Source organism: Candidatus Obscuribacterales bacterium, assembly GCA_019744775.1.
Taxonomy (GTDB): domain Bacteria; phylum Cyanobacteriota; class Vampirovibrionia; order Obscuribacterales; family Obscuribacteraceae; genus SBAT01.
In genome coordinates this window covers 506,351-522,287 of the sequence record JAIETZ010000002.1, presented here as the reverse complement: position 1 = coordinate 522,287, position 15,937 = coordinate 506,351, and the positions used below count along the sequence as shown (strand labels likewise).

Below are 15,937 nucleotides of genomic sequence, written 5' to 3'. Positions count from 1 at the left end.
TTGCTTGATGTTAGGTGCCTCTCATACCGCTATTTTGCCAAGTGGACCGAGCTATAATATGCAAGTCTCTTTACGCTTATAACAAATATGCTAGTTGTAAAGAGCGCCCCGGCATTATATAGGCGGTGTCATGAAGCACTCGGCGTTGCAATTTTTGATGTGTCTCAAATGTGAGTCGAGCCTTGAGCTGATTGTCAAAGAAGCCGAAGACATCGCCGGCGCTTACGAGCCTGAAATTATTACCGGAGAAGTTGTCTGCAAGTCTTGCCCGCAACGCTATCCCATCGTTCGTGGCATTCCACGCTTTGTCTTGTCGGACTTGAGCAGCGGGAAAGACATTTTAAGTGGTCACAAATTCGGTATTTCATGGCAGCAGTTCAGCCGCGAAAACGAAAAATATCGCAACCAATTTTTTGATTGGGTGAATCCCGTTACTCCTGCATTCCTGAGAAACAAAACAGTTCTTGAATGCGGTTGTGGTAAGGGACGCCATACGCGCGTTGTCGCTGAGTCAATGGCCAAAAATGTTGTGGCTGTAGATATCGGCGATGCCATTGAAATTGCCTACGCCCAAGTTGGCAAAATGCCCAATGTACATATCGTGCAAGCTGATATCGCCAATATGCCTTTGCGCCCCGTGTTTGATTTCGGTTATTCGGTTGGCGTTTTGCACCATATGGATTCACCGGAAGGTGGTTTTAAGTCACTAGCCAGTAAAGTTAAGCCGGACGGCAGCATCTGCGTTTGGGTTTATGGCTATGAAAACAACTGGTGGATTAGAAATATCGTAACCCCATTTAGAACGGCAGTGACTTCTAAGTTGCCGACATACGTTTTGAAAACGATAACGGCGCTTTTGACCGTGGCTGTGGTTTTCTACTCCAAGCTTATTGCTCGCCCGTGGCATGCTTTGCGTGAAAACGCTGAGTGGTTGCCGCGAGTATTCTACGAAGACTATATGAGCTACATTTCTCAATTTGATTTCCAGGAAATCCATAACATTGTTTTTGATCACCTGGTAGCTCCAGTTGCTGAATACCTGAAGCGGGAAGAAGTGGAATCCTGGTTTAAGAAAGTAGGAATTGCTCATCCTGTAATGCGTTGGCACAACCGCAACAGCTGGACGGGTTTTGGCTCTTATGAAAGAAGTTCTGTCGCAGTCAAGTAAGACCGTATCTTCAACTGCTCGGCAGGAGAAGACGTCTTATTCCGGCACCGCCATCGGTTCCGGAAAGACAAGAGGCAGCTTCGCTGAGGCTTTGTCTTACTTAGGCATTAGTCTTACAGTTCTTTTCTTTTTCTTTCGCACGGTTTTTCTCGGCTTGCCCATATCGAAGATTTGCCGGATGGCCGAATGGGATTCTATCTATAGTGCGTATGCAACAGGCAAGAGCGCACTTTGTGATCCTTCAATCATTCACTTGCTCATCCCGCATTATTTTCTCGTAGCGCAAATGTGGAAAAGCGGCAACCTGCCTTTGTGGAATCCTTACAGCGCTTGTGGTGCGCCTTTAATTGGCGATATTCAAGCATGTGTGTTTTCACCCATGCGTCTGTTGTTTACGTTCTTCCCATCCATGTATACATATAACTTATCTATGGTATTGCTGGTCGTCGGCGCCGCTGCTTTCACTTTCGCCCTGTCGAGAAAGCTGGGCTTGAGCCGTTGGGCTGCAGCACTTGCCGCCATGGCATATGCGCTTTGTCCGTATCAATTGTTCTATTTGGAACTATTGTCTGGACCATCATATTGTCTTTTCCCTCTGACATTTTTCGCCTTTGTGCATGCCGCACAGCGCAAAACATTTTCCAGCTTTGTCGGATGCGGACTTATTTCAACACTCCTGATTATTTCCGGGCATCCGGAACTTTCCTTCTTTGGTATTTTCTTTGCCAGTTTGCTCATGGGCGGACTTATCGTCTCCGGTGCGGCTACGCGCTACGGCGTAATAGAGACTGTAAATAAACGTCTGACGGCTTTTGCTTTTGGTTTGACTTTTGCCGGAATAATTACATTCCTGCTTTCAGCTCCTGTGCTTTTGCCCTTTGCTGAATTCTTGCTAAATTCAGATTGCTACAAATACGGAGTCGGCATATCGGCATATGTGCCCTGGCAGTGTGTGACCTATCACTTACTACAGCCAGGGTTTGGAGCAGCCAGCCCCTACTTGGGATTGGTGGCAACATGTCTTTGGCCTTTGTCTTTGTTTGTTAACGGCAAGAAGGGACTTATAGCCAAGTGTTTGGGACTAGTTGCTCTTGTTGCTTTTGTACTAATGAGCCGCGTGGGACCAATGGACTTTGTCTTGCAACATCCGCCGATGTTGTGGTTGGTCACCGTCTACTGCTTGCCTCTTTATTTGCTTTCTTTATCCGTCATGGCCGGTATTGGCTTGGATAAAGTGCTGGCTGGTGATAGCGAAAACAAATTCGGTGTCAACAAGTCAGTAGCATTCGTGAGTGTTTGCGTCGCCGCAGCGCTCTTAATTCCATTTGCCCTCAATATCTGCAATGTTCCTTTGAGAAGTGGCGACTTTGATTTGATTTTGCCTCACATGTACTTTGACAAAATAAATTGGATCCGCGATTGTCTGTTGGGAATTTCTCTTATAGCTGTACTTCTTATCGGCAATAGATTGAAAGATCGCTATCGCGTAGTTGTATCTGTAATTGTTTTGACTCTTGCCTTTGTCGGATTGGCGGCTCTAGCTCGCACATCGTTGCCTATCGAAAACAAGTTTAACTATCCTCAAGTTGAGCCTCTGGCTTACCTGAAAGCCCAGAACGACAGAATGATAAGTATCGGACCGCATTTGCTGCGTGCCAACACCAATACTGTTTATGGCATTCCTGATTTGCGTGACTTCAATGTGCTTTTCCCCAAGCGTTATTTGCAGTTTGCTAAGGCAGCAGGAGCCAAGCTTGAGATGTTTACGGAAGTATTTGACTCGTCATTGAATCACTTGGTTGATATGGCATCGGTCAAGTACGTTCTTACACAGTTACCTTTGCAAACAGAAAGCCGGCAGTCACTTCAAGTGATTAGGGAAAATCCCTCGTTCAAACTCTACGAGAATGCGACAGCCCTGCCAAAAGCGTACATCGTGCACGACTACGTGCTCGCTGATTCTTCTCAGAAAGCCCTTGATCTAATTTCCGATGCGGGATTTGACTACAATCACAAGGTGGTATTGGAGTCGCCGTCACCACAGTTATCCTTTGTGGGTGCTGCCGGTGTTGAAGATAAGACATCGGTTAAAAGAGACAACGTAAATTCCGTAACCATAAAGACAGGCTCGGATCACGGCGGCATTCTTGTACTGACTGATACGTATTACCCAGGGTGGAAAGCTCTTCTCGACGGAGAAGAAACAGAAGTCCTGAGAGCAAATTATCTTTTCCGTGGTGTTGTTGTTCCTTCCGGAGAGCATGTTGTTAAATTCGTATATCAACCATTTTCTTTTATTCTGGGAATCCTTTTGGCAATAGGTGCAATTGCATTTCTGTTGTTAATGGTGACCGTTGGCAAACGTTTCATTCGTGAGGTCGGGTAGGTGCAAGTTGCTGCCGTAAAAAGAATTGAAAAGACGACTGTCAAAGGACCGTCGAAAGTAGGCATGCTTTCCTGGGTGGCTGTTATCGCCGCTTATTTAGCTTTGAATCTTTTGGTCATTTCACCTAACGGCAATTTCTCATTGAATGATGATTGGGTATATGGCTATGGCGTTCGCTCGCTTATTGAACACGGAAAAATTGAAATGCCCACAAGTTTTTCCACAGCCTTTGTCCATGTGGGAATCGGTGCGCTGGCGTGTAAGCTTTTTGGTTTTTCCTACACGGTCTTGCACTGGTCTACGACAATTCTTGGCATTGTCGCTGTAGCGGCTCTCTATTTAGCGCTTAGAGAAGTTCAAGTTAAACGGAGCATCGCCGGGTTTACAACCTTTTTATTTGCCTCTAATCCGCTAATTGTCAATTTGTGCTTCTCCTTCATGAGCGACATTCCGTCGTTTGCCTTTACTAATCTATATTTGCTTTTTCTATTCCGCGGTATTCGCCGGGATTCGTCACTGAATTACCTGCTTTCTTCAGTGATGCTCGTTGCCGCAGCAGGAGTAAGGCAAGGTGCTCTTTTATATGTAGTGGCAAATTTAGTCATTATTGGTTTGTCTCTGCGCAAGGGCAATATCGGAAAGACAGTTCTTTTATTTCTGCTCTTAATTGTCTTGCCTGTTGCCTGGACGGTTGGTCTCGAGTCCGTTTTGGAGCATGGTGCCACTAAATGTGCTGAGTACACTACTTTCAAACAGGCACATCTGAAATTTGTCAGTGATTTGCTGCATTCGCCGGCAAAGTGGATTTTTTCAATGACTGTGGCGCTTGGTCAAATATCTTGCTATTTCGCCATCTTTTGTTTGCCTCTATTGCTTCTCTTCGTGCCGAAGCTTTTCGCTTTTGCTCAACAGCGCATGACGTTGTTTGTAGCTTGGACTTCTATAAGCGCTGCGGCAATGGCCACTACGCTGACAAAATTGGTGGCTGCCGATGGAAGGCTCATGCCTTTTAGTATGAATGTTTTACGTGTGCCGGAAGTGGGCGCCCATAATTTGATGGGTATCAATCTGCCGACGCTTTCCAAGTCGCCACGCATTTGGCTGACACATTTATCTGGTGTTTTTGCTTTTCTTTTTCTGACAATCATTACTTCCGGATTGGAGCGGGCAATTGTCCTAATTAGAAAGGCTGGACATAATTCTTTTGCTCGTAAGCGGGCCATATTGGTTTCTTTCGTTGTTGTTGCAGCATTGTTATCTCTTGGTTGCGTGAGCATGGAGACGATAATTATGGATGCCGATAGGCACTACCTAATCGCCTTTGCTCCTTGTCTAATTGCTTTAGCAATGATCAGCCGCTTTTGGAAAGTGGGCAGACCAGGTATTGTTTCATGCTTGCTTTTAGCTGTAATTGCTCTTTATTCAACACTGGCAACACAAGACTACATGAGTTGGAACCGCGCGCGCTGGCAAGGTATTACTGAATTGGAAGCGCAAGGCATAAACCCCAAACAAATTGATGGTGGTCCGGAATATGTATTTTCATACAACCCTGACCTTGCTTTGCAAACCTGGCGCAATGATTTGCGCAAGTCAATGCGCGATTACTGGCGTTGGTGGCGTGTAGACGGTGATCAGTACATTGTTAGTTTCTCGCCGGTGCCCGGCTATTTGGAAATTAACCGTAAGGAATACTTTAGCGGGCTGACCTTCAGCAACCGGTCTATTTTGATTCTTAAGCGCGTTGTGCCGGATAAACCGTTTATCGACCCGGAAAAACACAAACTGGTTACTCCGCCTCCAGAAACTGAGGAGTCACTAAGAGGTAACGATGGCAGAAGTTAAATCACAAGCTAACGTAACAAAGCTAAAGCAACTAGAGAATCAAAAGAAGTTTTTCTTTCCATCTTCGGCCATTGCCCCTTTGGCATGTTTCCTAATAACTGCTGTAGTTTGCTGGATAACTGGAAATATTGGACAGCGCACAGCCATCGAACAGCTCTATGATTCCGGACACTACATGGAGACATGCAGGCAGCTGGTGCTCTTCTTTCATGGATTAACTGGTGCGCCGACAACTTGTAACCTGAACAAGTTAATTGAATACATCATGCTTGATGGTCCAGTTTTGCCGATTATTGCCAGCTTTACTTTCTTGTGCTTTGGTCAAATGCCTGGTGCCGGTGACTGGTGGCTTTTCTCCGGTTTGCAATGTGCTCTTCAGGGCTGCGCTGCTGCGCTGGTGGCAATGCTTGCTCACGAGCTTGTCGGCAGTAAAAGATGGTCCTTTGTGGCCGGGCTTTCCTGGGGGCTTTATCCGGCAGCTATTTTGGCTACGCGCACACTGATGTCCGAGACAACAAATATTGTGCTCATGCTTTTACAAGTCTATTTGCTTTGTCGGCTAGTTGCAGGAAGTCATGCGGCTAAGCAAATTGGTGCAACTATCGGAGCAGGTTTTGTTAGTGGGTTGATACTTTTAACCAAACCAGCTTTATTTCCTGCTTCCGGTGTTGTTGATTTGTTGGGCGTATTCAAGCTCCAAGGTAATCGCAAGCGCATCCTTGCCTTATTGGCTATTGGATTAGGTACGGTGTTGGCTGTTCTTCCCTGGATGATATTCACCAAGACTTGTGTTGGACAGGTCTACTTGACCCCGCAGCGTTTGCCCGTTTTAAATGTTGTCAAAGGTTGTGATATTGAAGCCGACGGTGTTGGAGGTTTCCCGTACACCATTACTTGCAACATGTACACGGAAGCTGACGGCGTCCTCAATATTTATTCTGCAATTGTTTCGGCTAAGCCAGTAGAACTGGCTAGCTTGTGCGTGCGTAAGGCGACTAGATTGTTTTCATTGCCATGGAATGACTATCGCACAAAAGTGTTTGGAGTGCCGGCAACTGTGCAAGCACTAGCTCATCGCCTGATCTGGCTTTTTGCTCTTTTAGGATTCCTTGCCGTTTGTGCGGGCATTAAGGCTCAATCAAGAATCGGCACGAAGGTCGATAAACAGAATTTATTTGTTGGCGAGGCGTGCAGTTTGGTGATTTTAGGGCACCTGGCTTATTTGGCTTTTGAAGCAATTCCTCGCTATGGGTTTACAGCCATGCCTTTCGTCATGATCTTGGCTGTTTATTTTTTGCATGGCATTTTTGCTAGACAAACTATGTGGAAAGAAGTAGCAATACTAGGCGTCTCTCTATTGATGATTCTTATATCAATTGATGCGGATGTGATCGCCTACACCATGATGCTTACCGGTGATATAAGCAATGCCCTTTGGTTGGGACTTATTGGTCGTTGGCTAATTATTGGTTGGACTATTTGGCTTCTATGGCGAATAACGCATCGCATGGTGCCGGAAAAGCCGGCACGGATTCGTTTGGCCGTTTGTTTGGCGGCATTTATTGCAATATCCGGTGTGATTTTATTCAGCCAGCAATTCCATCGCGCTGCCGTGCGTGAATGGAAAACTGTTTTGAAAGACGGCATGGTGGCAACCAGGGAATTGTGGCTGGCCAATCAACCTAAGACAAAACCGGCTTGGGCACTTGTTCTTGTTGATGGTGATACTAATCTGTCTTCAGCTCAGATTGCCGTCAACGGACACAAAGTGACTGAGAAGCTCGAATCGCTCTATCAGTTTTATCCAAGAAAGTACCAATTGATAAATGTAATTCAATTGCAGGCTGTGACTTTTGGTATTAAGCCCGAACAATTGCGTCAATGGCGAGCAGTGCCGGTGCCTGTTGAATGGCTCAATCTCGATGGTAAAAATACCCTGACCGTAAAGCCGGCTGCCGGACAGCAAGCCACACTTTATGGTGACTATCCGGCAATAGACGGCGAAAGAAGCTATTTGCCGTCATTTGAAGTTTTCAGCCACGGCAAATTGTGGAATTCTGTAGATAGTCTGGAGGGACGAATCGTTTCGCCTTTTGCTCGCGCGGAAGTTAGGAGCCGTAACACTCTTACAAAATACGGCGTGGGTAAAGTCGATGATTTGTCACCATCGTCCGGCGTGCAGGTTGGCGACTATCGCCTATTCATTGCGCTTGGGCGCTGTCGCGATACTGCCGCCGATCATGTGGCTAAGAAAACGCACGTGGCGGATATGTATGTAGATCAATTGGCAATTGGAGCTAATGATCTAGATGCCGGTGGAATGAAGGAATTAAGCTTGGACATTCCTCAGACGGTTTCGAATTCGAGCCATATTCAAGTTGATTTGACAGGCGACATCATGACTGAAGGCACAGCCTGTCCAACGACAGCCGTACTTATCGCTGAAGCGATTGACAAAAAGGCACCGATTATTTTGCCGGGTACACCAAAAGTGCTTTATGTAAACAAGGCTTGGGCGCCGCTCAATGTGCGTGAAATATTGCCGTCAGAGGCGGTGGAAGGTGGTATCGGTAAGCTTTGCCTGCAGATGTATGTTCCACGGCAATATGTGACGGGCGGCAAGCTTCTCTTGCATAATTTGAAGTTAGCAGTCAGTTCGGTGAATAAACCAACATTGAATAAGCATTGGATGGGAATCTATTAGGAATCTGAAGATGGTCGTACAAGAGCAATTAGAAGAGTTGGCAGTAAGTGAGGTAGCTACATCTAGTAGCGCAACTACTGTTGCAACGCGACTCAGCAGTCAAGCGTGGCTTTTGCCTATGATTGTGCCTGCTCTTTGCTTTCTTGTGGCCCTTGCTGTCTCTCTGGTAAACAATCTCCTCAGCTCCGAGTCGAAAATTGTTTTGATATTTGATTCCAGACATTACCTTGAGTCTGCTCGTCTTATGGTCCTCTGGTGGCAGGAATCTTTGGCTAAAGGGGATATGTTTGCAGCACTGAATAATTTGGTCAGTTCGCAAAAATGGTTTGGCGAGTATCTCATTCTAGACGGCCCAGTATTGCCGACAACTGCAGCAATTGTTTTTGCCGCCATTGGCAAAGTGCCGCAACCGACAGATTGGCGCGTTCTTATTGTTGTTCTTAGCCTTATGCATGCGACAAGTTCGTTGCTTGTCTGCCTTCTTGCGAAAAGATGGCTCAATAGTGCAAATTGGGGATTGGCTGCCGGCTTGAGCTGGGCTCTCTATCCGACTGCCATAGTTGCGTCCAGCCGCTTTCTCACCGAAACGCCTGCTGTGACTTTATTACTTGCCGGCATTTGGTTGCTTGATAAATTCATCAAGCAAAACACAACAGACCGTATGACGGGATTGTTCTTGGGCATGGTTGATGGACTTTTGCTTCTTCTCAAGCCGGTGCTTTTGCCTATCTGGGGCTTGGCGCATTTGATTGCCTGGTTCGCCTGCAACTGGAAAAAGCGTGTTGCATTGCCGGCGCTTGTGATTGCCGGCATTGTCGCTGCATTCATTCCCTGGCTTATCACGACAAAAGTCGTCAACGGTGCGTTTCAACTATTGCCGTCGCGAGTTCCTTCTTACAACACGGCTAAGGGCTGCGATGTTGAAGTCGATGGTTGGTCCGCTCAACCAAGCGCCCCTCTGACAGAGATATTCGCTCATGAAGCATCGCCGATGGCTGCTATTTCCGGAGTTTGGACAACGCGTCCTCAAGAGTCGTTGAACCTGGCACTACGTAAAGTAACTCGTATTTGGTCTTGGCCTTGGAATGATTTTCGCCAACATCCTTTGGGCTTATCCATGGATGTGCAACGAGCCTGGCATTGGCTTTTCTGCTTCTTGTCCTTGGGTGGCGCTTTTGTTCTTTTAACCGCACCAAAACCGATAAACAGAACAGTCAATTTTGTCGGCTATGCCAGTTTGGCACTAGTCTCAGCGCATTTGATTTATTTGCCTTTTGAAACTATCAATCGCTATGGTTTTACAGCGATGCCGTTTATGGTTTTGCTGGCTGTATATTTTGCCCATGCGCTTGTGAGAATGAGGAAATTACCGCAAGCAATTATCAAACTGGCAATTCCGGCAATTGCGTTTTGCTATCTGATTAAAAATGACTACGTGTCGCGTCTTGTTGCGTTTGGTTGTGATGCAAGTACAGCTCATTCACTTGAGTTGTTTGCCACCTGGCTTGTAGCTTGTTGGCTGATTCTTGCTGCGTTTAGCCTCACGGCGCCTCTGACGCCGAAGAAACAACACGCAACTGTAATTTTGCTTACTGTGCTTACTTGTATGGTCTCCGGTGCGGTTCTGTCCGGGTTCGCCTTTGACGCGGAACCATTAACCTGGTCGTGCCGCCTTCAGTCTGGTCAGTCGGCTTGCCGCACTCTTGATCTGGACAATGCACAATTGAAATCCTTGAGACAGCCTTTGGGTGGTGCGCTTGTTTTAATTGATGGCGATAGTTCAACGGCCGGTGCTAAGGTGACTGTTAACGGTCAAGTTCTTTCCGATAAGCCGGTAATTATTCAACAGTTTCGACCGCAGTCCTATTGGGTGTTGGACACCATGCGCAAATATGCCGGAACTATGGGGTTCAAGTTCGACGACTGGAAGCAGTGGTATGCGGTGTCTGTTCCTGTATCTTGCCTGCATCTATCGGGCGGCAACGTAATTGTTGTCTCTGCCGAAAAGGAGCCTCTGACTGTCTATGGTGAATATTCGCGCGGACATGAAGGGCAATATCCCAAGGATTTGGATCGCTTCAGTGCCGGATTGTTCTGCAATGATGGTGAACTGTTGGATGGTAGATTGCAACAACCGATAAGCAAGCGTTTTGTGCCTTCTGTATCGAGTTTGGAAGCTGGTGGTTTTGGTAACTATGACGATCTGTCACCGGCAGAAGGCAAACAGACAGGCGAGTATCACATTTACTTGGCTGCTTTGTTCAATCCGAGTGCAACTGGCGGTGATGCCGGCAGAGGAGCTTCCTGTACTAGAGACCTGCGCCCATCTGATTTTGATCCTTTGTTGCGCGTACCAAGTGAAGGCGCCAATGTTATTGGCATAAGCAAGGCACAATTTCAGTGCGTGGCTAGAAATACGGTTGAGGTCAGCGTGCCGCAGCACGTAACTCAAGGTAGTCATCTTATTGTAAATATCAGTGGCAAGATGAAGTCTTTGGGTAACAAAAAATCCCACTTTAGTCTTTTGCCCGTAGTTGTCGGTGGCAAAAACAATGCCTTCACCATGGTTCTGCCACATGCTCCGTCTAGTATCAGTGCAACAACGGACTGGCAAGACTTTGCAATTGTCGAAGAAATTCCAATAGCTGCGATGCAAGGTGCAGTTACAAAATTGCAGCTTGGAGTTTACCCGGGACCCTGGGAACAAGTGTCGGAATACGGAGTTGTCGGCTCATATGGACAAACGCTACTGAAGGACTTGTCTGTTAACTTCACAGCAAATTATCGCAAGACCTTCTCGGGCAAGGTAAACGCAATATTTTAGAACGGGCGCATGCAATGCGCCCGTTCGATGCTTCAATTAAGCACAGAACCGTTATTTAATATCTTGGCGAATTACACCGCGGTAGACGGCGAGTTCAAAGAAGCGACCATATGGCACTTTCTTGTAACTTGTTTCAATGGACACGCGATCTAATAAGCGCTTGTGATCGATTTCAGTGCGCAAGAATTCACCGCGTTCAAACAATTGAACAAACCAGCCCGGACCATAGGTACATTTGAGAGTATCGATAGCCAGCATTTTTATTGGCTCGCCCTTAGGGAGGCTTTGCAAAATTGATACAAGCAATTCTTCGGGCAAATGGTGAATAACACCGACTAAAAGAATTTGCCCAACAGAACCAATTTTGGACTTGATGCCGGTGAGGTCGCTTGCTTGAACAAAAGAATGTTGCGGATGTTTTGCCGCTGCTCTTTCCAGCATTGGCAAATTGCAGTCAATGCCCAAATAGTTTTTTGAATTGAAAAGCCCTGTGTAAGTTCCCGAGCCGCAGCCGTAATCGATGACCATAAAGTCATCACCTAATGGTTGCAACTCTTGTTCAACTTCAGCACGCAGAAGTGTTGGTTGATCTAGCGCTTTCTGTTGCAATTCAAACATTAATGGAAATTGCAGAATGGCGTTTGAGAGAAAAAGACATAGCTTTCTCAAAATATTTGATGGTGGTGTTTCCGGCTCAACAATAGGCAGAGTGGAAATAGTGAGATTTCCCTCGCGCACGGTGTTGGGCATTTCTTTGACTGTGGACACTGGTTACTCCTGGAATGAGCTTTCACCATCTAAAAAAGATAGCAGGGAATGACAAGGCCGGTCAAAGGAATATTTTTATCTGGAGCTGCGTCTGGCGAGCCTTTGAGGCTTTCTTAGCAAAGACTCATCGAGTATTTGTTCGCTGCTGTCGTTCTCCCTAAAGCAGCTTAGCTAAACTAGTTATTGATACTCTTCAAACCCCTGTTGGGATGGTACTTAATGCTATTAGTAACCGGTGGCGCTGGCTATATTGGTAGCCACTTTGTCAAGAATTACTTGTCCAAGCCGGGCTCGGAAGTGGTTGTTGTTGACAACTTGATTGAGGGACATCGCCGAGCGCTGCATTCACTTGGTGATGAATTGACTAAGCGAATTCACCTCATAGAGGCTGACATCGCAGACGAGCGTACCGTAGCTGACGCTATGGAGCGTTATTACGTGGATTCGGTAATGCACTTTGCCGGCTTCTGCTACGTTGGAGACTCAGAGGCTGAGCCCTCGCGCTACTTCGAAAACAACGTTGCCGGTAGTCTCAAATTATTTAAGGTGATGGATGCTCTAGGCGTAAAGAAACTTGTCTTTTCATCCAGCTGTGCCACCTATGGTGATCCCCAGTATGCGCCTTTGGATGAGTTGCACCCGCAAAACCCCGTCAGTGTCTATGGTTTAACCAAGTACTTAATCGAACAGGCACTCTGGTCTTACGGTAGAACCAAAAACTGGTCGACAGTATGTCTCAGGTATTTCAACGCAGCAGGAGCGGACGAATCAGGACTCATCGGTGAGAGTCACGAGCCGGAAACGCATTTGATACCACGTGCTTTGAAAGCGGCTAAAGGCGAAATAGATCATTTGGAAGTCTTTGGCGATGATTATGAAACTGACGACGGCACATGCATACGTGACTACGTGCACGTCAATGATTTAGCCGATGCTCATATTCGCGCTTTGGATTTGTTGAATAAGAAGACTTGTGTTGAAGCGATTAATCTTGGTACCGCCGATGGTGCCTCGGTAAAACGAGTAATTGATCTAAGCAAAGAAGTAACCGGCAAAGACATTAAGGTGAAGTATTCCAAGCGTAGACCAGGTGATGTAGCTAAGCTTGTTGCAAATTGCAGCAAGGCGAAAGAGTTACTTGGCTGGCAACCGAAATATGATCTAAGAAAGACTATTGAAACTGCTTGGAATTGGGAGCAGAATCGTCGGTATTGATCTCAATCAATTTTGATCTCAGGCGATAGGATGATTCTTTTTCATGTCATTGCAAATTTGCTGAATCTTCGGTGCTCCACCGTTTGATGTTGCGTCGACAAGAGAACTCATTTCTTGGCTGTCTAAGTTTGTATTGTTGGCTTCAAGCAGAGCAATCATACAATCCGCGCGTTGCTTCTGATCATAAGTGCTGAAGTCTTGCGGAATTTTGCTTTTGCCGACAGTCGCCTCTAGGAAATCCTGACTTGCGGCAGGATCATTGCTTACGCTTTCGATAGCTTTGCAGACATTTAGCGAGTCATTTAGCTGAGGCGTCAACAATTGATCATCAATCAGCTTCTCCAGTTCAAAAGCTACTTTGCCTCCACCCATAAATTCTTGAAGAAGTGCGTGTACAACAGCATGTTCAACGGCGTTTGTGATTACGTCGCCGGCTTTTGCCTTTTGCATTGCCCCATCAAACGCGTGCGGTGTCGTCATAGCATTGCCTCCGGCTGTCTGAATAGCATTTACCCGAAAAATGTATTATTAAAACTACCGGTTAGATTATTTCTGAATGCCAAGCTGGGCGCGCCATTGGGCGGGCATAGACTTGTCCAATCCGAATGCCATGCCGTTCTTTTCGATAATGGCAATAAAAGTTTCGCCGTTGGGCACCGCGTACCAGGTCTCAGGACCAGGGGTCAAAAGATGCATGGTTTTATAAGGGTAAGTGCCACAGAGGTAGCCGCGAGATACATCGCGAGCATCGTCTTTGGAAAGCACAATTCGCTCGGAGACAACTCCGGCATTGATATGTTTATTGTCTAGGCACCAGCGCACCATTGTTTGGAAATCCCAGACGCCGTCAAATAAAGGTGCCCACATGACGTAACGAGGCGCGTTAGCGAGCAATATTGAATCGCCTGATTTGAATGTATCTCGATTTTTTTCAATTATGGTGCGAATATGTTTTTGCACACCCCACGAAGCTATCCACGGCTTGGATAAGCCCCAATTGGAGAGAATAAATAGACCGACAAGTAGTGTGCCAAGCAAAACAGGAATTACAGTTGCGCGCTTGTTAATTGCCTGCGCGATAAAGAAAATTGCGCAGGTAATTATAATTGCTGATCCTATTGATGCTCCGGCATTGATGCGGTTGATAATCGTATCGAGACGCGGCACATAGGTGAGTGCTAGTCCGTAAATCGAGTACGAGGAAAGAATTGTGATAAATCCAGCCGCTAATAATTTAGCAAAGGTTGCCGGTTCGATTTCCGACTCTGACTTTGCCAATAAAAACGGTGTTGTCGCAACTGCAATTGCAGCTATTGCGAAGAACAACCATTCAATCGGTGTAACACCGGTGGCGAGCGCCTTATTAGCTTGTTCAATAAAGAACAGCGCTGCTGGTGCCAAAAGGTTATCGTTGAAGCCCTCTTTGTAGACGGTGATTATGTGGTTGATATCAAAACCAGCCGCCGGTGTCCAGGACTCCGGAAGGACTTTGGGTAAGTAAACGCGTCTGTACCACCAAGTGATGACAGTGATTGCTACATAGGGAGAAAAGTACAATGCTGTTTGCAGAGCCGCTTTAGCCTTTTGGGTGTGTCCTTCAAGGGCAATGAAGAGACAACAAACAAAAGTAAATGGGAAAAGCGGTAAAAAGGACTCGTAATTGAATACGCTCAACAGGAATGAAAATGCGGAAAGGAAGACAAGTCCAATACGTTTTTCCTGGAAGCCTTTAACTGCCTGCCAGAAAGATAATGTGTAGAGCGTCAAGCTGACTGTGGCAGAACTCGCTGTTATCCAATAATGCGTTGCATCATGATTTGGATACATGAGAAATAGTGCCGAAGCCAAAAACGACAGTCTCTTGTTGTGTGAAACTCGAGCTAGTCCTAAATAAAGGAACCAGGCGCCAAACGCTTCAAATAAGGCATTGACCAGGTGATGTCCGAAGGGACTGCCACCGAACCAAGTAAAGAGCGCCGCAAAATATGGACCTTCCAAAGGTCTGATTATCACTTTGGGATCCTTGAGGCATTCCAGGGTCAAATCCCACCAGGGTTTTGGACCAAAGTGCAAATTGGAGTACATGCTCCAATCGTCCATATAGAAGCCGATTCTATTTAGGATGAGTCCGAAACACAGAAATTCCAATAGAAGAAATGCCGCCAAAGCAATCAGCCCATCGTTGATGAAGGGTAGGCGTGATTGTTTCTTGTCTTGCGACTTTGTGACTGGGTTGCTTGTTGTTGTCATAACTTTTAGGATACTGTGGCTTGCGAGATAATCTTCGGAGCGACTGTCCCTTCATCCATCATTTGTTTGAATTGTGGTATCACGTCGGCGGAATTTCCCGTTGCCACTATTTGTCCGCCATTAAGCAATACTGCTTTGTCGCAGAAACGCTCAACTGCCGGGATATCGTGAGAGACAAAGATAATTGTCTTGCCTGCTTGCTGCATTTGCTCAATTTTGCCGACACACTTTTGCTGGAAGCGGTGGTCGCCGACAGCAAGTGCTTCGTCGACGAGCAATACTTGCGGATCAACGCTTATCGCTGATGCAAATGCCAAACGAACAGTCATGCCACTTGAATATGTTTTGACCGGCTGATCGAAGAAATCACCAATCTCGGCAAAGTCGGCAATTTCATCCATCTTTTTCAGCATTTCCTCTTTTGGAATGCCCAAGATCATGCCGTTTAATAGGACATTTTCGCGACCGGTATAGTCAGGCTGGAAACCTGCCCCCAGTTCCAAAATAGCTGTCAGGCGACCGTTGATGGTGATGGTGCCATCTGTCGGTTGCAGCACATTGGCAATAATCTGCAGCATTGTTGATTTGCCGGAGCCGTTTGGACCGAGCAGAGCTGTAGTTGTGCCGAACTCGAATGTAAGGTCGATGTCTTTGAGTGCCCAGAATTCTTTATGGAAGCAACGCGTATTACGCCAAAGTATTTCCTTCAAACGATCGACTGGACGATCGTAGATCGAGTAATGCTTTGATATTCCTTTTAGTTCAACTGCGATCATG

At 46.4% G+C, this 15,937-nt stretch carries 10 protein-coding genes; 6 read left to right on the top strand and 4 right to left on the bottom strand.

Annotation, left to right across the window (positions count from 1 at the left end; all coding sequences use genetic code 11):
* Positions 1–130 precede the first annotated feature (130 nt).
* From K2Y22_05735 to K2Y22_05715, 5 genes are read left to right on the top strand one after another with little or no spacing between them, the layout of a single operon-like run.
* On the top strand, positions 131–1,168 hold the full coding sequence (locus K2Y22_05735; protein ID MBX9877941.1) for a methyltransferase domain-containing protein: 1,038 nt from the start codon (positions 131–133) through the stop codon (positions 1,166–1,168).
* Positions 1,140–3,554, top strand: coding sequence for a YfhO family protein (locus K2Y22_05730; GenBank protein MBX9877940.1), 2,415 nt, complete (start codon positions 1,140–1,142; stop codon positions 3,552–3,554). The genes K2Y22_05735 and K2Y22_05730 overlap by 29 nt, the downstream gene beginning before the upstream one ends.
* Positions 3,555–5,399, top strand: coding sequence for a glycosyltransferase family 39 protein (locus K2Y22_05725; protein MBX9877939.1), 1,845 nt, complete (start codon positions 3,555–3,557; stop codon positions 5,397–5,399).
* Positions 5,386–8,103, top strand: coding sequence for a hypothetical protein (locus tag K2Y22_05720; GenBank protein MBX9877938.1), 2,718 nt, complete (start codon positions 5,386–5,388; stop codon positions 8,101–8,103). Before K2Y22_05725 ends, K2Y22_05720 begins: the two co-directional genes overlap by 14 nt.
* A gap of 10 nt (positions 8,104–8,113) precedes the next feature.
* Positions 8,114–10,927 carry a hypothetical protein gene (locus tag K2Y22_05715; GenBank protein ID MBX9877937.1) on the top strand — a complete coding sequence of 938 codons (2,814 nt, stop codon included), beginning with the start codon at positions 8,114–8,116 and terminating at the stop codon, positions 10,925–10,927.
* Positions 10,928–10,978: 51 nt separating this feature from the next.
* Here K2Y22_05715 and K2Y22_05710 read toward each other — a convergent pair whose 3' ends face one another.
* Positions 10,979–11,695 carry a class I SAM-dependent methyltransferase gene (locus K2Y22_05710; protein ID MBX9877936.1) on the bottom strand — a complete coding sequence of 239 codons (717 nt, stop codon included), beginning with the start codon at positions 11,693–11,695 and terminating at the stop codon, positions 10,979–10,981.
* A gap of 219 nt (positions 11,696–11,914) precedes the next feature.
* Between K2Y22_05710 and galE the strand changes: the two genes are divergently transcribed.
* Complete coding sequence (gene galE / locus K2Y22_05705) at positions 11,915–12,910, top strand: UDP-glucose 4-epimerase GalE (protein ID MBX9877935.1); 996 nt, start codon at positions 11,915–11,917, stop codon at positions 12,908–12,910.
* Between the two features lie 18 nt (positions 12,911–12,928).
* On the opposite strand, the gene K2Y22_05700 is transcribed toward galE, so the two are convergent.
* The 3 genes from K2Y22_05700 to K2Y22_05690 form a co-directional block, all read right to left on the bottom strand.
* Positions 12,929–13,390, bottom strand: coding sequence for a hypothetical protein (locus tag K2Y22_05700; protein ID MBX9877934.1), 462 nt, complete (start codon positions 13,388–13,390; stop codon positions 12,929–12,931).
* Positions 13,391–13,456: 66 nt separating this feature from the next.
* Complete coding sequence (locus tag K2Y22_05695; protein MBX9877933.1) at positions 13,457–15,160, bottom strand: glucosyltransferase domain-containing protein; 1,704 nt, start codon at positions 15,158–15,160, stop codon at positions 13,457–13,459.
* A 5-nt stretch (positions 15,161–15,165) separates the two neighbouring features.
* Entirely contained in the window at positions 15,166–15,936 is a 771-nt protein-coding gene (locus K2Y22_05690; protein ID MBX9877932.1) for an ABC transporter ATP-binding protein, read from the bottom strand.
* Between the last annotated feature and the right edge of the window lies 1 nt (position 15,937).